21 protein-coding genes are annotated in these 21,638 nt (G+C 73.0%); 9 read left to right on the top strand and 12 right to left on the bottom strand.

Annotated features, from left to right (window positions below):
• Window positions 1-298 precede the first annotated feature (298 nt).
• Window positions 299-859 carry a TetR family transcriptional regulator gene (locus E1200_RS15660; RefSeq protein ID WP_131952717.1) on the bottom strand — a complete coding sequence of 187 codons (561 nt, stop codon included), beginning with the start codon at window positions 857-859 and terminating at the stop codon, window positions 299-301.
• Window positions 860-933: 74 nt separating this feature from the next.
• Between E1200_RS15660 and E1200_RS15655 the strand changes: the two genes are divergently transcribed.
• Window positions 934-2,313 (top strand): amidase, encoded by a 1,380-nt coding sequence (locus tag E1200_RS15655; RefSeq protein ID WP_131952716.1) that lies wholly within the window; start codon window positions 934-936, stop codon window positions 2,311-2,313.
• Window positions 2,314-2,395: 82 nt separating this feature from the next.
• Here E1200_RS15655 and E1200_RS15650 read toward each other — a convergent pair whose 3' ends face one another.
• From E1200_RS15650 to E1200_RS15630, 5 genes are all read right to left on the bottom strand, one after another.
• Window positions 2,396-3,157, bottom strand: a complete 762-nt coding sequence (locus E1200_RS15650; protein WP_131952715.1) for a glucose 1-dehydrogenase — start codon at window positions 3,155-3,157, stop codon at window positions 2,396-2,398.
• A gap of 72 nt (window positions 3,158-3,229) precedes the next feature.
• Complete coding sequence (locus E1200_RS15645) at window positions 3,230-3,826, bottom strand: TetR/AcrR family transcriptional regulator (RefSeq protein WP_207933369.1); 597 nt, start codon at window positions 3,824-3,826, stop codon at window positions 3,230-3,232.
• A gap of 82 nt (window positions 3,827-3,908) precedes the next feature.
• Complete coding sequence (locus E1200_RS15640; RefSeq protein ID WP_131952713.1) at window positions 3,909-4,595, bottom strand: endonuclease V; 687 nt, start codon at window positions 4,593-4,595, stop codon at window positions 3,909-3,911.
• Window positions 4,596-4,632: 37 nt separating this feature from the next.
• Window positions 4,633-5,826, bottom strand: a complete 1,194-nt coding sequence (locus tag E1200_RS15635) for a serine hydrolase domain-containing protein (protein ID WP_131952712.1) — start codon at window positions 5,824-5,826, stop codon at window positions 4,633-4,635.
• A gap of 63 nt (window positions 5,827-5,889) precedes the next feature.
• Window positions 5,890-7,485 carry a DUF2156 domain-containing protein gene (locus tag E1200_RS15630; RefSeq protein WP_131952710.1) on the bottom strand — a complete coding sequence of 532 codons (1,596 nt, stop codon included), beginning with the start codon at window positions 7,483-7,485 and terminating at the stop codon, window positions 5,890-5,892.
• Between the two features lie 141 nt (window positions 7,486-7,626).
• Between E1200_RS15630 and E1200_RS15625 the strand changes: the two genes are divergently transcribed.
• Together E1200_RS15625 and E1200_RS15620 are read left to right on the top strand one after the other, a co-directional pair.
• Window positions 7,627-8,082 (top strand): NAD(P)H-dependent oxidoreductase, encoded by a 456-nt coding sequence (locus E1200_RS15625; protein ID WP_131952709.1) that lies wholly within the window; start codon window positions 7,627-7,629, stop codon window positions 8,080-8,082.
• Between the two features lie 24 nt (window positions 8,083-8,106).
• Complete coding sequence (locus tag E1200_RS15620) at window positions 8,107-8,406, top strand: Dabb family protein (protein ID WP_131952708.1); 300 nt, start codon at window positions 8,107-8,109, stop codon at window positions 8,404-8,406.
• 125 nt (window positions 8,407-8,531) lie between these two features.
• Here the strand turns inward: E1200_RS15620 and E1200_RS15615 are convergent, their stop codons facing one another.
• The 3 genes from E1200_RS15615 to E1200_RS15605 form a co-directional block, all read right to left on the bottom strand.
• Complete coding sequence (locus E1200_RS15615; RefSeq protein WP_131952706.1) at window positions 8,532-8,759, bottom strand: hypothetical protein; 228 nt, start codon at window positions 8,757-8,759, stop codon at window positions 8,532-8,534.
• A 278-nt stretch (window positions 8,760-9,037) separates the two neighbouring features.
• Entirely contained in the window at window positions 9,038-9,697 is a 660-nt protein-coding gene (locus tag E1200_RS15610; protein ID WP_243708588.1) for a TetR/AcrR family transcriptional regulator, read from the bottom strand.
• Window positions 9,698-9,888: 191 nt separating this feature from the next.
• Window positions 9,889-11,220 carry an MFS transporter gene (locus E1200_RS15605; RefSeq protein ID WP_131952703.1) on the bottom strand — a complete coding sequence of 444 codons (1,332 nt, stop codon included), beginning with the start codon at window positions 11,218-11,220 and terminating at the stop codon, window positions 9,889-9,891.
• A 69-nt stretch (window positions 11,221-11,289) separates the two neighbouring features.
• Here E1200_RS15605 and E1200_RS15600 point away from each other — a divergent pair, with 69 nt between their 5' ends.
• Window positions 11,290-11,862, top strand: coding sequence for a TetR/AcrR family transcriptional regulator (locus E1200_RS15600; protein ID WP_131952701.1), 573 nt, complete (start codon window positions 11,290-11,292; stop codon window positions 11,860-11,862).
• A gap of 4 nt (window positions 11,863-11,866) precedes the next feature.
• Here E1200_RS15600 and E1200_RS15595 read toward each other — a convergent pair whose 3' ends face one another.
• Window positions 11,867-12,943 (bottom strand): hypothetical protein, encoded by a 1,077-nt coding sequence (locus E1200_RS15595; RefSeq protein WP_131952699.1) that lies wholly within the window; start codon window positions 12,941-12,943, stop codon window positions 11,867-11,869.
• Between the two features lie 153 nt (window positions 12,944-13,096).
• On the opposite strand from E1200_RS15595, the gene E1200_RS15590 reads away from it, so the two are divergent.
• Entirely contained in the window at window positions 13,097-13,783 is a 687-nt protein-coding gene (locus E1200_RS15590; protein ID WP_131952698.1) for a hypothetical protein, read from the top strand.
• A gap of 77 nt (window positions 13,784-13,860) precedes the next feature.
• Here the strand turns inward: E1200_RS15590 and E1200_RS34385 are convergent, their stop codons facing one another.
• On the bottom strand, window positions 13,861-16,386 hold the full coding sequence (locus E1200_RS34385; protein ID WP_131952696.1) for a M14 family zinc carboxypeptidase: 2,526 nt from the start codon (window positions 16,384-16,386) through the stop codon (window positions 13,861-13,863).
• 54 nt (window positions 16,387-16,440) lie between these two features.
• On the bottom strand, window positions 16,441-17,064 hold the full coding sequence (locus E1200_RS15580; protein ID WP_131952695.1) for a hypothetical protein: 624 nt from the start codon (window positions 17,062-17,064) through the stop codon (window positions 16,441-16,443).
• A gap of 327 nt (window positions 17,065-17,391) precedes the next feature.
• On the opposite strand from E1200_RS15580, the gene E1200_RS15575 reads away from it, so the two are divergent.
• The 4 genes from E1200_RS15575 to E1200_RS15560 all read left to right on the top strand — a co-directional run bounded on the left by E1200_RS15575 (window position 17,392) and on the right by E1200_RS15560 (window position 21,502).
• Window positions 17,392-17,688, top strand: coding sequence for a hypothetical protein (locus tag E1200_RS15575; RefSeq protein ID WP_131952694.1), 297 nt, complete (start codon window positions 17,392-17,394; stop codon window positions 17,686-17,688).
• Window positions 17,689-18,226: 538 nt separating this feature from the next.
• On the top strand, window positions 18,227-19,306 hold the full coding sequence (locus E1200_RS15570) for a sugar ABC transporter substrate-binding protein (protein WP_131952692.1): 1,080 nt from the start codon (window positions 18,227-18,229) through the stop codon (window positions 19,304-19,306).
• Window positions 19,307-19,421: 115 nt separating this feature from the next.
• Window positions 19,422-20,207: an ATP-binding cassette domain-containing protein gene (locus E1200_RS15565; RefSeq protein WP_131952691.1), complete on the top strand. Its 786-nt coding sequence runs from the start codon at window positions 19,422-19,424 to the stop codon at window positions 20,205-20,207.
• 11 nt (window positions 20,208-20,218) lie between these two features.
• Window positions 20,219-21,502 carry an ABC transporter permease gene (locus E1200_RS15560; protein WP_131952690.1) on the top strand — a complete coding sequence of 428 codons (1,284 nt, stop codon included), beginning with the start codon at window positions 20,219-20,221 and terminating at the stop codon, window positions 21,500-21,502.
• Window positions 21,503-21,638 lie beyond the last annotated feature (136 nt).

The following is a 21,638-nucleotide window of genomic DNA, read 5'->3' as shown; positions in this document are numbered from 1 at the left end:
GCTCTCCGCCTGTGCACCTCCGCCGTGTCTTCAAATCTGACACCCGCAACGCTATGGCCCCCCACCCCCGAATAAGCCTTGCTCAGGGGTTCCCTAAGTGAGGCTTAAGGGCGTTCTGCTGGGGGGTGGGGGGCCATAGCGTTGCGGGTGTCAGATTTGAAGACACGGCGGAGGTGCACAGGCGGAGAGCAGAGCGAACGTCGGCTGAGGTTCCGACTGAGGTTCCTGATTGAGACAGACTTCTGGCCTGCACGGCCTTGTAACCCCGCTCTGGGGCCGTGCGGGCCAGAAGCCTTTTTCAGGTCCGGGGGAGTGCGCCCAGGAGGAGCAGGCGGAAGGCGTCGGAGGTGCCGGTGCCGGTGGTGTCGCCGGTGGCGAGGCGGCGGACGGCGAGGCCGTAGAGCATGGCGACGATCGTCGGGGCGTGGCGTTCGGCGTCCGGGATGCCGAGGGCGGCGAGGACGGCGCCGGCCAGGCGGTCGTAGGCGTCGACCGAGCGGGCCGAGGTCTCGCGGAGGACCGGGTCGCGGGCGGCGTGCAGGTGGAGTTCGAGGTTGGCGATCTGCTCGGGGCCGTACGCGAAGTCGACGACGGCCTTCTCGACCGCGTCGGCCGCCTCGACGGGGGCCATGCCCGAGTCGGCGAGGGCGGTGACGTAGGCGGTGATGCGGGAGATCTCCTCGTCCACGAACGTCTGCAGGGCCTCGCGGAGCAGGTCGTCCTGGCTGGGGAAGTGGTAGGTGAGGGAGCCGAGGGAGACGCCGGCCGCGCGCGCGACGGCCCGGTTGGTCACGGCGCCGATGCCCTCCTCGCCGATGAGGCGGAGGGTGGCCTGGAGGATCCGGTCGCGGGCGCTCATCGCTGCACAGTCTTCCCTAAGATCGACTCTTTCTGTATCGTTCGTTCGAACGAACGATACCCCTGGGAGGCGGCGTGGTGCTGGGCGGGCTGGCCGGGCAGGCGGAGGCGCTGGCGAAGGGGGAGGTGTCCGCGCGCGAGCTCGTCGAGGACACCCTGGAGAGCATCCGCCGGCAGGAGTCGCTCGGAGCGTTCCGCGTCGTGCGTTGGGACGCGGCGGCGCAGGAGGCGCAGGAGGCCGACAAGCGGCTGGCGGACGGGGAGCGGCTGCCGCTGCTGGGCGTCCCCGTAGCGGTCAAGGACGACACGGACGTGGCGGGGGAGACGACGCCGTTCGCGGTGTCCGGGAACCACCGCCCCGCGGCGCGGGACGCCGAGGTCGTGCGCAGGCTGCGGGCCGCCGGGGCGATCGTCGTGGGCAAGACCACGACCTGCGAGCTCGGGCTGTGGCCCTTCAGCGAGTCGCCCGAGTTCGGGACGGCGCGCAATCCGTGGAACCCCGAGTACACGCCGGGCGGGTCTTCAGGCGGCTCGGCCGCGGCGGTGGCGGCGGGAATGGTCGCCGGGGCGGTCGGCTCCGACGGGGCCGGGTCGATCCGCATTCCGGCGGCCTGGACCGGATTGGTGGGCATCAAACCTCAGCGCGGGCGTGTTTCCGGATATCCGAATACCGATCCGTTCAATGGAATTACCGTCTGGGGGCCTCTGGCCAGAAGTGTCGGGGATGCCGCTCTGCTACTGGACGTGTTGACCGGCAGCCATCCCGAAGACGTGTATCAGATCGACCCGCCGGTCACGCCTTTCGCGGAGTTCGCCAAGCGGGACCCCGGGCGGCTGCGCATCGCCGTCTCCTTCCGGACGGCCTTCGGGGTGAGCGGAAGACTCGACCCGGAGATCCGCGGGGCCGTCGAACGGCTCGCGCGGCGGCTCACGGCCCTCGGCCACAAGGTCTTCCCCGCCGACCCCGACTACGGGCTCGTGGGGCTCGGGCTCATCCCGCGCGGGACGTCCGCGGTCGCCGACATGCTCGACGCGATGCCGGACCCGCGGCCCGAGCGGCGGACGGAGGTCGAGGCGCAGATCGGAAGGGTGCTCGGAAAGCGGCTGCTTCCGCTGGCCAAGCGGATGGACCCGCACCTGCGCAGGAAGGTCGGCCGCATCTTCCAGGTGGCCGACGTGGTGCTGACCCCGACCACGGCGCAGCCGCCGCTGCGGGTGGGGGCGTACGACGGGGCCGGGTACCAGAAGACGCAGTCCGGGGTGGCCGCGGCCTGCCCCTACGCCTGGACGTGGAACGTCCTCGGCTGGCCCGGCGTGAACGTGCCCGCGGGTTTCACGAAGGCCGGGCTGCCCGTCGGGGCGCAGCTCCTCGGGCACGACTCCGACGAGGGGACGCTGATCTCGCTCGCCGCGCAGTTGGAGGCCGTCGAGGGATGGGTCGAGCGGCGTCCGTAGCCGCGCGACGGGTCGCCGGTGCGGGGGTCCGACCGGCGCCGGCGGCCCGTCGTGTTCCGTGTCGTGTCCGGTGCCGGCGGGCTCAGTACCCGGCGCCGGTGAGCATGCCGCCGTCGACGAGGACCTCGCTGCCCGTGCAGTAGGAGGAGTCGTCCGAGGCGAGGTAGACCACAAGGCCGGACACCTCCTTGGACTTGCCCATGCGGCCGAGGGGCAGCGCCTTCAGGAAGGCGTCGGCGCTGTCGGCGGTGGCGGAGACGACGTCGTCCTGGAGGGAGAGCGGGGTCAGGACACCGCCCGGGTGGATGGAGTTCACGCGGATCTCGTACCGGCCGAGCTCCCGGGCGGCCGCCTTGGTCAGGCCTCGGACGCCGAACTTGCTGGCGCTGTAGGCGGCCAGCCCGTTGGCCCCGATGAAGCCCTCGGTGGACGAGACGTTGATGATCGAGCCGCCGCCCGCCTCGCGCATCGCGGCGGTCACGGACTTCACGCCGAGCCACTGGCCGATCAGGTTGACGTCCAGGACGCGGCGGAACTCGTCGAGGCTCATGTCCTCGATCGTCTTGTGCCTGATGATGCCGGCGTTGTTGACCAGGACGTGCAGCGCGCCGAAGGTCTCGGTCGCGGTGCCGACCGCGGTCTTCCAGTCCTCTTCGCTGGTCACGTCCATCCGGACGAACCGCGCGCCGTCCCCGAGTTCGGCCGCCAGCTTCGTGCCCTCCTCCTCCAGGACGTCGCCGAACACGACCTTGGCGCCCTCGTCCAGGAAGCGGCGGACATGGGACTTGCCCATCCCGCGCGCACCGCCGGTGATCAGCGCCACCTTGCCGTCAAGCTGCCCCATCAACGCTCCTCGTCGCCGCGTGACCGTCCTCCGCAAACCTAGCGAACGCTTGGTCAAGGCAACAAGCGGGGGTCAGGGCGTCCGCAGGCCGTCGAAGAGCAGCGCGAGCATCCGGTCCGCGTACGCGGCCGGATCGGGGGTGCGCTCCGACGCGACGCCGATCGCGTTGGCGAGCCGCAGCAGGTCGCCGGGGTCGATCTCCGCGCGGATCGAGCCCGCCCGCTGCGCCCGCTCCAGCAGCAGCCCGAGGGCGTCGCGGATCGCGGCCGCCGCGGCGCCCAGCCCGGTGCCCGCCCACTCCGCCGACATGGCCTGGATGATCACCGTGGAGGTGCCGCGCGGGGTCATCGCGCCCGCGAGGTAGGTGCGCAGCCAGCGGCCCAGCGCGGCGTCCGCGCCGCGCGCCTCGCCGCCCGGGTCCTGGGCCGGTTCGGACAGCAGCTCGTCGGCGTGCGCGAGCAGCCCCTCGATCCGGTCGTGCAGGACGGCGTGCAGCAGGGTGTCGCGGGTGGGGAAGTGGCGGTACAGCGTGCCGGAGCCGACGCCCGCGCGCTTGGCGATGTCGTCGAGGGAGGCGTCCGTGCCGTGCTCCATGAAGGCCGTGCGGGCGGTCGCGACCAGTCGCTCGTAGTTGCGGCGGGCGTCGGCCCGCATCGGCCGGGTGTCCATGGGCACCGTCCAGCGGTGTCGCGGATGACCTGGGGTGTCTCCGCCTCTGGTTCATGAGACTGCCATCTTCCGGTACCGGGCGCTACCCGGCGAGGGCGTCGCGCGCCAGCCGGTCGGCCCGGCGGGTGGTCTCCGGCAGACGGTGCGCGGGCGTGAGGCCGAGGACGTTGCGGCACGCCGTGTCGAGGTCGGTGCGGTGCCCGACCGAGACGTACACCGGTTTGACGCCGTCGCGCGTCCGCAGCACCCGCCCCACGACCTCGCCGCCGTCCAGCAGGGGGCTCGCGTCGCCGCGCCGCGGCCCCGGCTCCTCGTGCCCGCCGACGAAGGACGTCTTGCCGACGCCGATCGAGGGCAGCCCCGTGAGGACGCCCAGGTGGCACGCCAGCCCGAACCGGCGCGGGTGCGCGACCCCGAAGCCGTCGCAGACGAGCAGCTCCGGCACGGTCTTCAGCCCGCGCAGGGCGTCCAGGAGCGCGGGCAGCTCGCGGAACGCGAACAGGCCGGGCACGTAGGGGAACGCGGCCGTGCCGAGGACGACCGACTCCTCGACCACCTCCAGGCTCGTGCCGTCCAGGACGGTCACCGCGGCGGCCAGGCGCGTCCCGGTGCCGCCCCCGTCGCCCGCGTACGCGACGTCCAGGCCCGCGACGGTCCGCGGGCTCACCGGGCCCGGTCCGCCCAGTTCGAGCATCGGGCGCAGCCGGTCCTGGACGGCCTCGGCCTCACGCGGCGTGGCCGGCCAGGCGTGCAGGTCGCGTACCTCCATGGGGCGGCACGCTACCGCGCGCTCACGACAGTGCCGCTCACGACAGTGCCGCGTACGCGGCGTCCAGCAGCCGGTAGGCGCGCAGGTCGCCGGCCGCCATGTCGCTCATCATGTTCGGCAGGTACGCGAACGCGAGCCCGGCGTCGGGGTCGCCGAGCCCGATGGAGCCGCCCGCGCCGCTGTGCCCGAACGCCGAGTCCCGGCCGGCCTTCGGGGTGAAGAACGTCTGCGCGGGACGCATGAAGCCGAGGCCGAACGAGCTGTCGATGAGCATCGTCCGGTCGGGTCCGGCGACCCGCGGGCGGATCGCCTCCCGCAGGGTCTCCGGACGGACGATCCGGCCCGCCACGAGGTCGCGGTAGAAGGCGGCGAGGGCGGGCGCGGTGGTGAGCATCCCGGCGGACGGCCAGCCCGCGCGCAGCACGACCGGGTTGTTGTAGCCGCCCTTGCCCGGATGCGGGTTGCCGGTCGACCGGTTCATGGTGCTCTGCGGGTCCATGTACGCGGTGGCCAGGCGGTTGAGGAGGTCGCTGGCCATCGCCCTGGGCGGGTCGCCGCCGTCCCGTTCCGTGCGGGCGGGGCCGCCGCCCTGGACCCGCCGGCCCGCCGACAGCTTCGCGGCGCGCTCGATCACGTCGTCGGGGGCGCCGATCCACAGGTCGAGCCCGGCGGTGAACTCGTCCTCGACGAACGCCCCGACCGTCTTGCCCGAGTGCCGCCGGACGATCTCACCGGCGAGCCAGCCGTAGGTCAGCGCGTGGTAGCCGTGCGCCTCGCCGGGCGTCCACTCCGGCTCCTGCGCGGCCAGCTCGGCGGCGAGGGCCGCGGGGTCGGCCGCATCCTCCGCCGGCACCGGGCGGGCGAACGCGGGCAGGCCGGCCTGGTGGCTCAGCAGGTGCTCGGCGGTCGTGCCCTCCTTGCCGGCGGCGCCGAACTCCGGCCACCAGTCCGTCACCGGGCCGTCCGGCTCGTACCGGCCGCGCTCGGCGAGCAGCAGCGCCGCGGCGGCCGTCACCGCCTTGGTGCAGGAGAACGCGAAGCAGGGCGTGTCCGGCAGCCACTCGCGCCCGGTGCGGCGGTCGGCGACGCCGCCCCACAGGTTCACGACCTCGCGGCCGTCCGCGTGGACGGCGACGGCGGCGCCCAGCTCGCGCCCCTCGGCGAAGTTCTCCTCGAACACCTCGCGGACACGGGCGAACGCCGGGTCGCAGTGCCCCTGCACCGTGCTCATGCGCGCTTCCTCTCGACGGGGACCTCCATCGAATCACGTTCTAGGAAGTCCCGCCGGGCCAGGTCAAGAGCGGCCGGGGTCGCGGGCGGGTCCGGTCACCGGGACGGCGGACCGCTGGACGGGGCGGATCCGGCCGAACTCCAGCGTGCAGAGGGCGGCGGCGAGCCGGACGACGTCCAGCCAGGAGCGGAAGGCGACATACCGCGGCTTGTAGGACGGGCCGAACTTCCGGTTGAAGAGGAAGAGGGACTCGGCCGCGATCCACGGGTCGAGCAAGTGCAGCGCACGGTAGGCGACCCTCTGCGGGAGGGTGCGCTCCCGGGTGTCCAGCAGTGCGCGGAACGGGACGAAGTTCAGCGAGACGACGCCGTGGCCCCGCTCGGCGGCGTACTCGATCATCTCGGTGATGAGGCGCTCGTTGACGCCGTTCGGCCCGCCCGGGACGCGGCGCATCGCGTCCAGGCTGACGCCCTCCCCGGCGGTGACGTACCGCTGGAAGCCGATCGGCTCCTTGTTCTCGTCGTAGGCGATCGTGATGATCGCCCCCGGGTGGTGCCCGGTGAGGAGCTCGTCGAGGTTCATGGCGAAGCCGCGCTCGGCCGCGCCGCCGAGCGAGCGGGCCGCGACGTCCAGGAGCCGTTCGCGCAGGCGGTCGTCGAGGTCCCGTTCCGGGACGATCCGGGTGGTCACGCCGGCGTTCACGGTGCGCTGGACCGCCTGCCGGACGTTGCGCATGCGGCGGCCCGACATGCCGAACCCGCCGGGCCGGATCACCACCTCGTCGCCGTAGCCGATCGAGCGGGCCAGTCCCCAGGCGGGGAGGAGCCCGCCGCTCGCCCCGAGGACGGCGGGCCGCCAGCCCGCGGCCCGGCAGCGGGCGAGGAAGGCCCCGATCGCGTCCGCGTGGGCGGCCGGGTCGCCGACGGGGTCGCCGCCCGCCACCGCGGTGCCGAACAGGACCCGGTAGCCGACCGCGGCGCGCCCGTCCGGGCTGAACACGTACGCCTTGTCGCGCCGGAGCGCGAACGGGGCGAGGGTGTCCGAGCCGGGATGGGCGACGAGGCCCGCCACGCGGCGGCGCTCCGCCTCCCCGGCGGGCGGCGGAGCCGGAACGGGTGCCAAAAGGATGCCGAGCAGGACGAGGAGCCCGGCCGCGCCCGCGACCTGGCCGGCCGACCCGGCGGGCACACCGCCGGACAGCAGCGAGCCGGCGACCGCGGCGACGGCCAGGAGCGCCCCGATTCTCCCGGCCGCGCGGACGCGCTCGGGGTGCACGGGGACCGGGAACCGGCCGCGCTCCAGCCACAGCCCGCCGAGCACGGCCGCGAGCAGCGGAACCCGCCACGGCTCCCCGCCGGTGAGGGCCGACAGCAGGCCGAGGGCGGCCAGCAGGACGAGCGCGCACCAGGCGGCGCGGCGCCGCAGCAGAATGCCGCGCGCGACCAGCGCGAGCCCCAGGCCTAGGGCCGTGGCGTGGACGGGGGCGAGTGGCGCGCCGCCCGTGACGAGGTGATCGGAGCCGCCGAGCCAGGTGGGAGCCTGCGCGGCCGCGGGCATCGCGACCAGGGTGGCGGCGAGCAGGGCGGCGAGTGCGAGCGGCCAGACCGGCCGGTCCGGCCCGCCGGACGCCGCCGTCCGTGCCGCCTCGTCCGTTCGCACGAAGAACACCTGCCCCACCGTCCCCGGTCAAGATCCTTCGTGGGGCCCTACCCGGCATCGGCGCTTCAATGTCACCGTCCGCTGCAAGTGCTCACCATGGGTTACCAGCCGCCCGGTGCGGGGGCGGTTAGGCTCGTGGTGATGAAGAGGCTGCTGATCGTCCACCACACCCCGTCGCCGTCCGTCCAGGCGATGTTCGAGGCGGTGCGCGCCGGGGCGTCCACTGACGAGGTCGAGGGGGTGGAGGTGGTGTCGCGGCCGGCGCTGACGGCCTCCGCCGTGGACGTCCTGGAGGCGGACGGCTGCCTTCTCGGCACGCCGGTGAACCTCGGCTACCTGTCCGGCGCCCTCAAGCACTTCTTCGACCAGATCTATTACCCGTGCCTGGAGGAGACCGTCCGGCGCCCGTTCGGGGCGTTCCTGCACGGCAACAACGACGCCACCGGAGCCCTGCGCGCGCTCGACTCGATCACCACCGGGCTGAAGTGGAAGGCCGTCCAGCCGCCGGTGGTCGTCACCGGCGAGCCCGGCAAGGCCGACCTGGAGGCGTGCTGGGAACTCGGCGCGATCACCGCGGCGGCGGTCGGCGGGATCTGAGGCCCGCGGCGATAGCGTGCCGTCATGAGTGGTTTCCGGCACGTGGTGCTGTTCAGATGGGCCGAGGGGACGACGACCGGCCAGCAGGAAGAGGTGGCGGCCAGGCTGGGGGAGCTGCCCGGGGTCATCGAGGGTATCCGGGAGTACAGCGTCGGCGCGGACGCCGGCGTCAATCCCGGCGCGTACGACTTCGCCGTGGTCGCGGACTTCGCCGGCCGCGACGCCTACCTCGCCTACCGCGACCATCCGGCCCATCGCGCGGTGGTGGAGGAGTACATCACGCCGATCGTCGCGGAGCGGGCGTCGATCCAGTACGAGGTGTGAGCGGCGGGCTCCGGTAGGAAGACATAACCGAGCAAGCGCTTGTGCCTAGAACGTGTTTCAGTTAGCGTCGCTGGGACGCCCTCCGGGGACGGATCGCGCCCCGTTCCCGGTGGGCGGCCGACCGGTCAGCCCAGGCTGCGCGAACGCATGATCTCGTCGCGGAGCTGCTGCGGCGACGGTGCCTCCACCAGCCGCGGCCCCCCGCGCAGCGGCACCAGCGCCCACCATGATCCGGTCGCTTCCCCGAACCACACGCGCACCCCTGGGAACTGCTCCTGAAGGCCGCGCGCCGTGGCGGCGCGGAACGCCTCCGGTGTGGGCTCGTCGCGGCCGGCGCCCCCTTGAGCCGTCACGTCACCCTCCCCCCGTGATCCTCTTCGGTAACAGCGTCCCCACGGGCCAAAGCGTCACCCCTACTCGGCAATTCGTGACTAAGCACACTATGGGGGGCCGTGCCCGCGCACAGTGGGATTCCGCGCCGGTTGTGCCCGAACGGATGTATACGCCGAACCGAATCGCCCCGGCATGTCCGTAAAGGAGAGCGTCTCTCAGCCGCGGAGGCCCGCCGGGGCGGGGCCGATCTTTGCGAAGCGAGTGCCGTCACCATGCACGGCCGGGCGGCGCCGGCCGGCTAGTGGAGGTTGATGCCGTCGAACATCACCTTGAGGTAGTGGTCGGCGAGGCCCTGCGCGTCGAGCCTGCCCCCCGGCTTGAACCAGCGGACCGCCACCCAGATGGTGTCGCGGATCATCCGGTAGGTGAGTTTCGGGTCGAGGTCGTCGCGGAACAGCCCGTCCTTCTGCCCGGCGCTCAGGGTGTCGACCCACATCTTCTCGACCTCGTCCTCGGACTTGTTGAGGTAGGAGAAGCGGTCCATTCCCTTGAGGTAGTTCCAGTCGTTCTGCATCACCGTGATCGCGGCCCGGTGCGGCTCCAGGCTCCCGAACGCGACGCGGACGAGCCCGGCGATGGTGTCGCGGGGGCTCTCGCCCCGGTCGAGCACCGCCTGGTACGACACCGTGATCTCGTTGAAGAAGCCGGCGAGGATCTCGTCCACGATCGACTCCTTGGAGTCGAAGTGGTGGTAGAGGCTGCCCGAGAGGATGCCGGCCTCGTCGGCGATGTTGCGCACCGTGGTGGCCTGGTAGCCCTTCTCGGCGAACAGTTCCGCGGCCAGCCTGACCAGGTGCTCGCGCCGTTCCGACGCCAGCGCGGTGGAGCCCTTGCCGCGGCGGCGGGCGCCGCCGGCGCGGGCTCGGGATCGTCCGGAGTCGGCGCTCGTGGTCGTCACCCTCTCATTATGCCGTGTCACCCAACCGCTTGCTCGCCGCCGCTCCAAGGGTACGCCGCTGCAGCAAGCGCTTGCTGGCCGACCTGGAGTCCTGGACCGAGGCGGACGACGCCATGGTCGCCCTCGTCCACGACCTCGCCGACGAGGGCCGCACCCCCGGGCTGCCGTCCATCCCGAATTCGCACTTCTCATCACCTGACACCCCCGCCCGCCGGTGTCGGCGACGAGCGGTGGCGGGCGGGGAGGGCGAGGGCGGTCACGGCCGCGGCGACGAGGAGGGCGGCGATCGCGAGGAAGGCTTGGCCGTATGTGGTCGTCAGGGTGGCCAGGGTCGCTAGGCCGAGGGCGGCGCCGGTCTGCTTGGTGGTGTTCATCAGGCCGGCGGCCGCGCCGGCGTCGGCGGCGGGGACGCCCGTGGTGACGGCGTCGGTGAGCGGGGTGTTGAGGAGGCCGGCGCCCGCGGAGATCAGGATCGCCGGGCCGAGGATGCCCGTGAGGTAGCCGTCGCCGGGGGCGAGGGTGCTCTGCCAAAGGAAGCCCGCGGCGGCGAGCAGGGCGCCGGCGGTGATCAGGGTGCGGCCGTCGGCTCGTTCCATCAGGCGTGGTGTGACGTGCAGGGCGACGGCCATGGTCAGGAGCGTGTGCGGGAGGAAGGCGAGTCCCGTCTGCAGGGGGCTGTAGTGCAGCACGTTCTGCATGGACAGGGTCAGGAAAAACCACATGGGGTTGAGACAGGCTCCCGCGAGCAGCATCGTCACGTTTCCGATGGCCACCGTGCGGATGTGGAGGAGTCGTAGGGGGAGGAGGGGCGTCCGCGCCCGGGATTGCAGGACGGTGAAGGCCGCCAGGGCGGCGGTGCCGAAGGCGAGGGCCGGGACGTTCCAGCCGCGGGTGATGCCGTAGGTGAGCGACGCGACTCCGGCGGTCGCCAGGACGGCTCCGGGCACGTCCAGGCGCCGGCCTGGGTGCCCGGTGTTCGTCAGGAGGCGGGCCGGGACGAGGGCCAGGAGGCCGATCGGGACGTTGATGAGCAGGATCCAGCGCCATGACAGGGCGTCGGTGAGGATGCCGCCGATGAGGTTGCCGGCGGTCCCGCCGGCCAGGCCCACGGACGTCCAGGCGGCGAGGACGCGGGGACGCAGGTCTTCGTCGAACGTGGTGGTGAGGACGGTCAGGGTGGCGGGGGCCAGGACGGCGGCGCCCAGGCCCTGGAGGGCGCGGGCCGTGATGAGGGTCCACGGGTCCTCCGCGAGCCCGCCCGCCAGGCTCGCGGTGGTGAAGAGGGCCAGGCCGGCGACGACGGTGCGGCGGAGGCCGCAGAGGTCCGCGAGGCGGCCGCCGAGCAGGAGGAGGCCGCCGAACGTCAGCGCGTAGGCGTTCACGATCCACTGCAGGTCGGCCGGGGCCATGCCGAGATCCGCCTGGATGGATGGCAGGGCGACGTTCACCACGGAGACGTCCAGGACGACCATGAACTGCGCAGTGCAGGCCAGGGCGAGCACCAGCCGGTGGCGCGGTGTCATCCGGCCTCCCTTGTGATACGGCTGTATCAATATGATACGTGTGTATCACACAGCGGGAGGGAGCGGGCCGTGCCGAGGACCGCCGACCACGACGCGCGGCGCGCGCAGATCATCGACGGGCTCGTCCGGGTGGCCGGGCGGGAGGGGCTGCACGCGGTCACCATGCGGGCGGTGGCCGCGGAGGCCGGGGTGTCGCTGCGCCTCGTCCAGTACTACTTCGAGAGCAAGGCGCAGCTGATGAACGCGGCGCTGGAGCGGCTCGAACGGCAGAGCCACGAGCGGTGGGCGGCGCGGCTGGCGGGGCTGCGGGACCCGTCGCCGCGGGAGGTGGTCGAGGCGCTGGTCGCCGAGGCGCTGCCCACCGATCCCGGGAGCCGCGTGTTCCACCAGGTGTGGACGTCCTATGCCGTCCTGGCCCTGACCGATCCTGCGATGGCGGCCCAGCCGTTCGTGGAGGGCCCCGACCGGCTGGAGCGGCAGATCACCGGAGTCCTCGCCGGCGCGGGGGTGGGGGATCCGGAGACCGAGGCGGCGCGGCTGCTCGCGCTCGCGCACGGGCTCGGGACGAGCGTGCTGGTGGGGCGCCGGAGCCCCGGATCGGCGATGAGAATCCTGCGCCACCACCTGGACGGGCTGTTCTGACTCGCTACTTGGACGGGGGCGGGAGTTCCCCGCCGGCCTCGGCCGCCTGCGCCAGGCGCTCGCGCAGCGTCCGGACGAGCTCCTCGCTCTGCTCGGTCAGCCGCTCGATCGCGGGCAGCGCCAGATCGTCGCGGACGGTGTCGGCGATCAGCTCGTCGTACTGGCGGGCCTTCTCCGCGATGGACTCCAGGTGCCGCTGGGCGCGCAGCACCTCGTCCGCCGACCGGGTCCGCTCCGCGTAGCGTTCGAGGGCCTCCACCCGGCGCGTCACCGCGTCGACGGAGACGGCGAGCTTCTCGCGCAGCGGGGCGAGCGCGGCCTCGACCTCGGGGAGCGGCGTGCCGCCGCCCGCGAGCTCCGCCTGCTCGGTGCGCAGCTTCGACTGCCGCGCCAGCACCTGCGCGATCTCCCACTCCTGCCGCGGGAGCGTGACGGCGTTGTCGACGGTGTCCAGCAGCCCCTCCCGGTTGACCTCGGAGTCGCGGACGGCGTCGATCGCGGCCTGGACGCGCCCGAGCATCGCGCGGCCCTCGTCGTCGAAGTCCTGCGGGGTGAGGTAGCGGTCGCGGCGCCGTTCCAGCTCGCGGGCGCGCCGCAGGTCGAGGGAGACCGAGGGGGTGCCGAGCGCGACCAGCACCGCGAGCATGCTGAGGCCGATCAGCCACAGCGAGCCGAGCAGCGGCGAGCCGAGCAGGCCGAGGCCGAGCACCGTCAGCGGCGCCAGCCACACCAGCGGGCGGCGGCGCGCGACGATCGTGTCGAGCTCGGCGCGCAGGGCGGGGTCGGCGACGGGGCGCGGCTCGGCGGGCGAGCCGTCCGCGGGGGAGCGGGGCGGCGCGATCCGCCGCCAGTAGGTGGACACGTGCGTCTCGAACGCGAAGTCGGTCTGCGCGATCTCGACCTCGGTGGGGCCCGGCGGCAGCGGCCACGACCCCACGGGGTCGCCCCCGCCGGGGCCGGTGAAGCGGACCCACCAGCCGCCCTTGCCGTCGTCGCACCGGTACCGGCCGGGTGCCACGTCGATGCCGACGAAGAAAGTGCCGATCCCCGGTATGGAATCGTTCCACGCGCCACTGGTCACCGGCGACCTCCGACCCGACCTCTCCGCCGTGTCCCCCCGCCCTCCGGCGGGGACCGTCCAGCCCGTACAGGGGAGGACGTCCGGGGGACGGTAAGAGTTGCAGTACCCACATCCGCCTCGGGAAAGCCGGATCGGGTTTGGAATACTCCACACGTGCGACCCGACCATGCGCCTTTCGCCGACCCGCTCGACGACCCGCCCTGGGCGATGCAGCTGGTCGTGCGCGCGGAGAAGGCCGCCCCGCCCGAGCACGGCGCGGTCTGCGAGGCGGCGGCCGCCGCGGTCGTCAGGCTGCTCACCGACCCGCGGGCGGCGCAGCCCGGCGGCGAGTGGCACGACGCGGTCCGCGAGTGGGAGTCGCGGCGCATCCGCAAGGTGACGCGGCGGGCCCGCGGCGTCCGCTGGCCGGAGGCGGCGGCGCTGCCCGGCGTGACGGTCGAGCACGCGGGCGCGCAGGTGCGGGCGTTCCCGCCCGGCCCGGTGCCGGACGTCCCGCCGGAGCTGGCGAAGCTCCAGGTCGCCGGGCTCGACCTGGCCGCCGCGGACGAGCCCGCGCCGCCGCCCGCGCCCCCGTACGCTGCGATCGCCCTCAACCCGGAGGTGACCATCACCACCGGCAAGGCCGCCGCCCAGTGCGGGCACGCGGCCCAGCTCCTGCTGCGCAAGGGCCGCCGCAAGCACGTGGCCGAGTGGGTGCAGGCAGGGGCGGCGGTTCACCTGGTCAGGGACGTCCCCTGGCGCGACTGCGTGAAGCGGTCGGCGGTCGCGGTCCGCGACGGCGGCTTCACCGAAGTACCGCCCGGCACGATGACGGCCGTGGCCTGGCTCGTGCGCAAGTAGCCCCCGGCCGGGCGGCGGGGAATGGCACGGCGTGCCGGACGCCGTTGTCCGGCACGCCGCACGGGCCTAAGAGACGGTCAGGGCAGGGTGACGGCGACCGGGTCGATCCCCGCCTCGGCGATCAGCGACGGCAGCCTGCCCGCGAACGGGTGGTGGTCCGTCGGAAGGCCGCGCGGGTTGTCGACCACGTAGTGGACGACGCCGCCGCCGCGGTTCTCCTCCCAGGTCGCGCCGACCGACCGCAGCACCGACGCCGCCCCGGCCGCGTCGGCCGACCGCACCGACACCCGGATCGGCGACTCGTGCGACGGGAGGGCCGCCGCCCGCCGCGCCGCCTCGGCCGTCGCCGCCGCCCGCGGTGCCGCTGCCCGATCCGGGTCCGGGCCCAGGATCGCGTTGTACAGCAGTTTCGCCGTGCCGTCGGTGAAGGCGCGGAAGTTCGGTTCGGCCGCGAACAGCACCGAGCGGCCCTCGCCCGTGGGCTGGTCCACTACCGCGGCCGTGCCGCCCAGCTCCGCCGCGCCCCGCTCGAACCCGGACACGAACCAGTCGGGCGAGTCCGGCTCCGGGTACGCCGCGGCCACGCCGCTGGACGCCCGCATGACCAGGTCGTACGACGTGAAGTTCCAGACCGTCCCGCCGACGTCCTCGGCGAGCGGGCCGTCCTCGTCCACCTGCACGCGGAACAGCGTGCCGGGGATGTCGGACGTCGGCTCCGACAGCGTCGCCGTCGTCAGGCCGAGCCGCGCCGCGAGCTGCGTGCCGCCCTGCCAGCCGATGTAGCGGCCGCCGCCGCGCGTCCACTCCTGGAGCGCGGCCCGCCCGGTGTCGCCGAGCGCGTCGTAGGCGGACGAGGCCGGGCCGTCCGGGGTGATCAGGACCTCGATGCCCGCGAGCCTGCCCGCCGCCACGTCCGCCGGGGTGAGCATCGTGTAGGGCAGCTTCCAGTCGCGGTCGAGGCGGTGCCGCAGCCAGCCGGCCGACTCGCGCGCCGCCGACGACGTCGCCGACAGCTGGAGGACGCCGAGCTTCGGCGCCTTCCCCTCGTGGCCCGGACGCGGCGCCGGGACGGTCCCCACCGGAACGGCCCGCGGACGCAGGCCGGCACCGGACGAGCCGCCCTGCACGTTCGCCAGCAGCGGCAGGCTCCACGCCGTCACGTCGTAGAAGTACGGGAACGGCGTGTAGGAGTCCTCGTTGAGCATGGCCTGGATCCAGTGCTTCCGGCCTTGCGCCATCGAGATCCAGTAGGTGCCCGCGGGAAGGGTGGTCTCGGCCGCGGGGTGCCCGTACGCCTTGAAGTCCGGGACGGTCAGCGGCCGGACGAGCTTGTCGACGCGGACGCCCATCCGCTGGAGCCGGCGCACGACCGTGCGGACCTCGTCGCGCTTGGCCGGGTCGCCGTCCCGCAGGAAGTAGTGCCGCACCGCGCGGTCGGGCACCTGCCGGTCGATCTGGTTCGGCGGGTTGTAGATCTGGTTCGGCTCCAGCTTCCCGGCCTCGCCCTGCCGGTACGCGTCCACGGTCATCTGGCGCCACTCGGTGAGGACGCGCCGCTTGTCGCGGGCCGCGGCCGACAGCGTCACCCACTGGGTGAGGTACTGCTCCTCCACCTTCTCCGGGTACGGGCTGGAGTTGCCCTTCTCGAACGTCATCCCGGCGGCGTGAAAGCCCGTGGTCGGCACCGAGTCGCCGTACCCCTGGTAGAAGAGGTCGTAGACGTCGCGGTTGAAGAAGTCGATGCCGCGCCGGGTGAACTCCGCGGCCATCGCCCCGCCGTACAGGTCGTTGATCCAGCCGATCGCCTGCTCGGGCGTCTCGTGGTAGATCGGGTCGGCGTTCGGCGGGAAGAAGTACGACGTCCCGCCCATCTCGTGCGCGTCGATGTACAGCGCCGGCGGGTACTGGTTCAGCATCTCCAGCTTGCCGTCGGTCTCCGGCTGCGTGCGCGCGAACCAGTCGCGGTTCATGTCGAACCCGTACGCGTTCTGGCGCGTGCCGGCCTCGCGGCCGTCCGGGTTCTGCGTCGGCAGGATCACCACGAGCGCGTTGCCGAGGATCGCCTCCGCGGCGCAGTCGGTGCGGTCGCCGAGGCCGCGCAGCACCTTGAGCGCCGCGTCCGTGCCGCTCGGCTCGTTGCCGTGGACGTTCCCGCTGACCCACAGGATCGGGACGCCGTGCCTGGTGATCAGCCGGGCCAGCGCCTCGGGCGTGCGGGGATCGCGCAGCAGGCCCGCCTCCGTGCGGACCTTCGCCAGCCCCGCCTTGGTCACCAGCCCGGGACGGCCCGCGATCGCGTACTTGAGCGGGCGCCCCTGCGCCGAGGTGGCCAGCGTCCCGGACACGACGCGCTCGCTCTTCGCGGCGACCGCCTCCAGGTACCGGTCGGACTCGGCCGCGCTGACCGGGCGCTCGCCGAGCTCGAAGCCGAGGACCTGCTCAGGGGAGGGGACCGTGCCCCGGTAGACCGGTTCGGTCCGCGTGGGATCGCAGCTCGCCGCGGGTGCGGCGGGGGACTGCGCGGCGGCCGGGGCCGCGAGCGACACCGGCAGCGCCAGGGACGTGGCCAGCGCCAGCGGCCACACCAGTTTTCGGGCTCTCATGAGCGCCAAAGTGACACCGGCCGGGTGCCCCACCAAGGGCAAGATCTGCCAAGATCAGGAGGCGGGCCGCCCCGGGCGCGGCCGCGGCCCGGTGAGGGTGGCCGCCCGGTTGATCGCCTGGAGCGCGAACTCCTGCGTCCGGGTGAGCTGCGGCCCGCCGCCCGGCGATCCGTCCTGGCCGTCCTTGGCCGCCCTCGCGAGCTGGGCCTTCGCGCTCAGCCCGTAGGACAGGAACAGCAGGACGACGAAGGCCGCGAGGTACAGCAGGTGCTCGACCAGGCCGCCCCACCTGGCGGTGAAGACGTCCAGCACGGCGAACATCGCGAACCCGGCCATCCAGCCGGCCGTCGCCGGGACGAGCAGGATGTCGCGGCGGAACACCAGCGCGGCGGCGGCGAAGGCGACCAGCGCCAGCTCCACCGCCTTGACCAGCAGCAGGACGGCCGTCGCGGGCAGGGCCCCGAAGTAGCCCGCGACCTCGTCCTCCCGGTCGCCCCACATCAGCACGCCGCTGAGCAGGCCCGTCCCGCCGTAGGCGATGAGGAAGACGCCGACCGCGTAGTGGAAGCGGTGCCAGGTGGACGGGCCCTGCGTGGCCTTCCGCGCCGCCTTCCGCACGGGCGACTCCGGCCCGGGAGGTTCCTGTGCGGGCGTCTGCTGGGCGGGCGCCTCCTGCACGGTCCGATCCGGTGCCGGCCCGGCTCCGGGCCCGCCGCCCGGCCCGCCTTCTGCGCCGCCGCCCGTTCCGGATCCGCTGACCGGAGTGGCTCCCGGGTCCGCCCCCGCGCCGACCGTCATCGTCCCCCCACATTCCGGTTCGTGTGCTAAGCGCAAGATATCCCGGATAGGGTGCCCTGGCGCTCCGAAACGCGGCGACCCGCCGCGCCCGTCCGCCGGCCGGGGACCGCCGACACCCGGCTGACCAGCCCGAAGTGCTTGCGCCCGGGCGGGCGAAGCGGGAGGGTGAGGTCTCGTCGGGCCGCGCGGAGTCCGTGAGGAACTGAGATGACGCCTGACGATACGGGAACGGCCGCGCCGTCGAAGACGCGGATCGAATATCTGGAAGAACTGGGCGACGAGCTGGTCAAGCGTGGCTTCCGGGTGCGTCTCACCCTGCCCCGCGGCCAGTCGCCGAGCCTGCACGTGCTGAATCCGGACGCCTCCGCCCTCACCGAGAACATCCTGGCGGAGCAGGGCGCGGACGGCTGGTGGTACTGGTGGTCGTGGGCGGAGCGGATCGCCGCCGCCGACGACGTCACCACCGCGGCCGACCGCGTCGCGCTGGTCCTCGCCGTCGACTGAGCCTGCCGAGCCGAGCACCGGCCGAAGCTGTCTGCCCGCCGGCCGGAGCGGTCTCCCAGCCAGCCGGAGCGGCTTTGCCTGTCGGCCGGAGCGGCTTTGCCTGTCGGCCGGAGCGGCTTGCCTGTCGGCCGGAGCGGCTTGCCTGTCGGCCGAGCGGCTTGCCTGTCGGCCGGGGTTCGGCCGGCCGCCGCCCCGGCATGCGCCCGGGCCGCTCGCGAAGCCGCTCCTGAGCGCCCGTGCCCAGGCTCCGGGGAATGTTGAGCCGCCGAACATACCGCCCGTCCGGCGGCCGGACCCCCTTGTCCGCCGGGCCTTGTCGCCTGCCCGCGCCATGCCGCGGTGCGCCCGTGGTGATCTCGCGTTACGTGATTGTTACGCGCGACAACAAATTGGTCCGGCGGCAGGTCTGGCGCACCGGGCAAGGCCGACATAAGTTGCGGGGCACAACATTCACGCCGGTGGACATGTGATCTAGCTCACCGGCCTGCGACCCCCCGGCCGCGCCACGGCGGCCCACCCCCAGAAAGGACCCGGGCATATGCGCAAGGGGATCCTCAGCCTGATGGCCGTCATGACGGCCGGGGCGCTCACGCTCACCGCCTGCGGCGACGACGGCTCCGACGACGCCGGCGGCTCCGGCGAGGTCAAGGGCAAGGTCGGCGTGATCCTGCCCGACACCGCCTCCTCGGACCGCTGGGAGAGCTTCGACCGCCCGTACCTGGAGCAGGCGTTCAAGGCGGCCGGCGTCGAGAGCGACATCCAGAACGCGGAGGGCTCGGCCCAGCGGTTCCAGACGATCGCCGACCAGATGCTCACCAGCGGCGCCACCGTCCTGCTCCTCACCGGGCTCGACTCCAACTCCGCGGCCGCGGTCCAGCGCAAGGCGCAGGCGCAGGGCGTCAAGACCATCGACTACGACCGCCTCACCCTCGGCGGCGTCGCCGACTACTACGTCTCGTTCGACAACGTGAAGGTCGGCGAGGAGATGGGCAAGGGCCTGCAGAAGTGCCTGGGTGACGAGAAGGCCAACATCGTGTACCTGAACGGCGCGCCCACCGACAACAACGCCACCCTGTTCGCGCAGGGCTCGCACAACATCCTCGACAAGAACCCCAACTACACGAAGGTCGCCGAGCAGCCCGTCCCGGACTGGAGCGCGGAGAAGGGCGCCACGCTCTTCGAGCAGATGTGGACCGCGCAGAAGGGCGAGATCGACGGTGTGCTCGCCGCCAACGACAACCTCGGCAACGCGGCCATCTCGATCCTCAAGAAGAACAAGCAGGCCGGCGAGGTCCCGGTCACCGGCCAGGACGCGACCGTCCAGGGGCTGCAGAACATCCTCGACGGCACCCAGTGCATGACGGTCTACAAGCCGGTCAAGCAGGAGGCCGACGCGGCGGCCAAGCTGGCCGTGTCCCTGATCAAGGGCGAGAAGGGCGAGACCAACGGCACCACGAACGACCCGGAGGGCAAGCGCGACGTGCCGTCGGTGCTGCTGACCCCGATCGGCGTCGACAAGGAGAACATGAAGACGGTCGTGGACGACGGGTTCGTCAAGGTCGAGGACCTCTGCAAGGGGGACTACGCGGCCAAGTGCAAGGACGCGGGCATCCAGTAGCCGCCTCCCCCGACCTCGTGGCGGGCCCCCGCACCGCTGAGGGCGCCCCGGATACCCGGAGACCCGGGACGCCGGGGGCCCGCCACGGGCACGACGTGAACCTGGAAGGAACCACGTGGCTGAAACCGGAGACCCCGTCCTCCGCCTGACCGGGCTCAACAAGAGCTTCGGTGCCGTCCATGTGCTGCACAACGTGGACTTCACGGTGCGGCTGGGCGAAGTGATGGCCCTCGTCGGCGACAACGGCGCCGGCAAGTCCACGCTCATCAAGTGCATCGCCGGCATCCACCCCATCGACTCGGGGCAGATCGAGTTCGAGGGCCGCCCGGTCGTCATCGACGGGCCGCGCGCCGCGTCCGAACTCGGCATCGAGGTCGTCTACCAGGACCTCGCCCTCGCCGACAACCTCGACATCGTGCAGAACATGTTCCTCGGCCGCGAGCGGCGCAGGGGCCTCGTGCTGGACGAGCCGTCGATGGAGGAGGCGGCCCGCGAGACCCTCGCGCGGCTGTCGGTCCGCACCGTCAAGTCCGTCCGCCAGCAGGTCGCGAGCCTGTCCGGCGGGCAGCGGCAGACCGTCGCCATCGCCAAGGCCGCGCTGTGGGAGTCCAAGGTCGTGATCCTGGACGAGCCGACCGCAGCGCTCGGCGTCGCGCAGACCCGCCAGGTGCTCGACCTCGTCCGGCGGCTCGCCGACACGGGGCACGCCGTCGTGCTCATCTCGCACAACATGAACGACGTGTTCGAGGTGGCCGACCGCATCACCGCGCTCTACCTCGGCCGGGTCGCGGCCGAGGTCGCGCGCGGCGAGGTCAACCACGGCCAGGTCGTGGAGCTCATCACCGCCGGCCGATCCGGTGATCTCGGCCTCGCGCCGCAGACCGCCGCCGAGAGCATCTGAGGGGGGACCAGGTGTCCACCGACATCCCCGGCAGCAAGGAGGCCGCCGTGAAACTGGCGGACTCGGACTTCGCGACCGACCGGCGCGAGCACGACGTCAGGTCCGCGGTGCTGGACTACTGGAACAGGCTCAAGGCCGGTGAGCTGGGCGCGCTCCCCGCGCTGATCGGCCTGGCCTCGCTGTTCGTGCTGTTCACCATCCTGAAGCCCGACACGTTCCTCAGCACCGGCAACATCGCGAACCTGTCCACGCAGGCGCTGCCCATCACGATCCTCGCCATGGGCCTGGTGTTCGTGCTGCTGGTGGGGGAGATCGACCTGTCCGCCGGTGTGGCGAGCGGTCTGTGCGCGGCGCTGATGGCCAAGCTCCTCGTCGAGAGCGGGCAGCCCTGGTACGTCGCGGTGATCAGCGCGGTCGCGGCCGGCATCATCATCGGGACCGCGATCGGCTGGCTGGTCGCGGTGCTGCGGATCCCCTCGTTCGTCGTCTCGCTGGCGTTCTTCCTGGGCCTCCAGGGCATCACGCTGTGGCTGATCGGCGAGGGCGGCACCGTGCCCGTCCGCGACGAGGTCATCGTGGCGCTGGCGACTAAGAACATGCCGATCTGGCTCGGCTGGACGCTCGCCGCGGCCTGCTCCGCGGGCTACGCCGCGACGCAGCTGCTGCGGTGGCGCAACCAGCGCGCCCGCAACCTGCACTCCAAGCCGATCGAGCTGGTGCTCGCCCAGTCCGGCGCCGTCGCGGTCGTGCTGCTGGGCGCCACGTACGTGCTCAGCCTGGACCGGGCGCCGAGCCCGCTGATCGAGCTGGCCGGCATCCCGTGGGGCGTGCCGCTGGTCGGCACCCTGCTGATCGCCTGCACGTTCATCCTGGGCCGCACGTCCTTCGGCCGGCACATCTACGCGGTCGGCGGCAACGCCGAGGCGGCCCGGCGGGCCGGGATCAACGTGACCCGCATCCGCATCTCCGTCTTCATGATCGGATCCGGGCTGGCGGCGGTCAGCGGCATCGTGGCCGCGTCCCGGCTCAACTCGGTCGCCACCGACGCGGGGGCCGGCAACACGCTGCTGTACGCGGTCGGCGCGGCCGTCATCGGCGGGACGAGCCTGTTCGGCGGGCGCGGCAAGGCCCGCGACGCGGTGTTCGGCGGCCTCGTGATCGCCACCATCGAGAACGGGCTCGGCCTGCTCGGCACCAAGGCGTACCTCAGCTTCCTCATCACCGGTGTGGTGCTGCTGCTCGCCGCCAGCATGGACGCACTGGCCAGGCGGCGCCGGTCCAACGTGGGACGGTGACGCCGTGACGCCGCCGGCGCGCGAGCGGTGATCCCGTGACCGCGGCCGGGGAGTACCGGGAGCCGATGGCGCGCGCCGTCGGCTCCCGGGCCCTGCCGGACCGCCCCGGCGGCGGGGCGTCCGGCGGGGTGTCGTG

The sequence above is a fragment of the Actinomadura sp. GC306 genome, from assembly GCF_004348665.1.
Taxonomy (GTDB): domain Bacteria; phylum Actinomycetota; class Actinomycetes; order Streptosporangiales; family Streptosporangiaceae; genus Spirillospora.
This window is presented reverse-complemented; position numbering and strand designations above follow the sequence as displayed.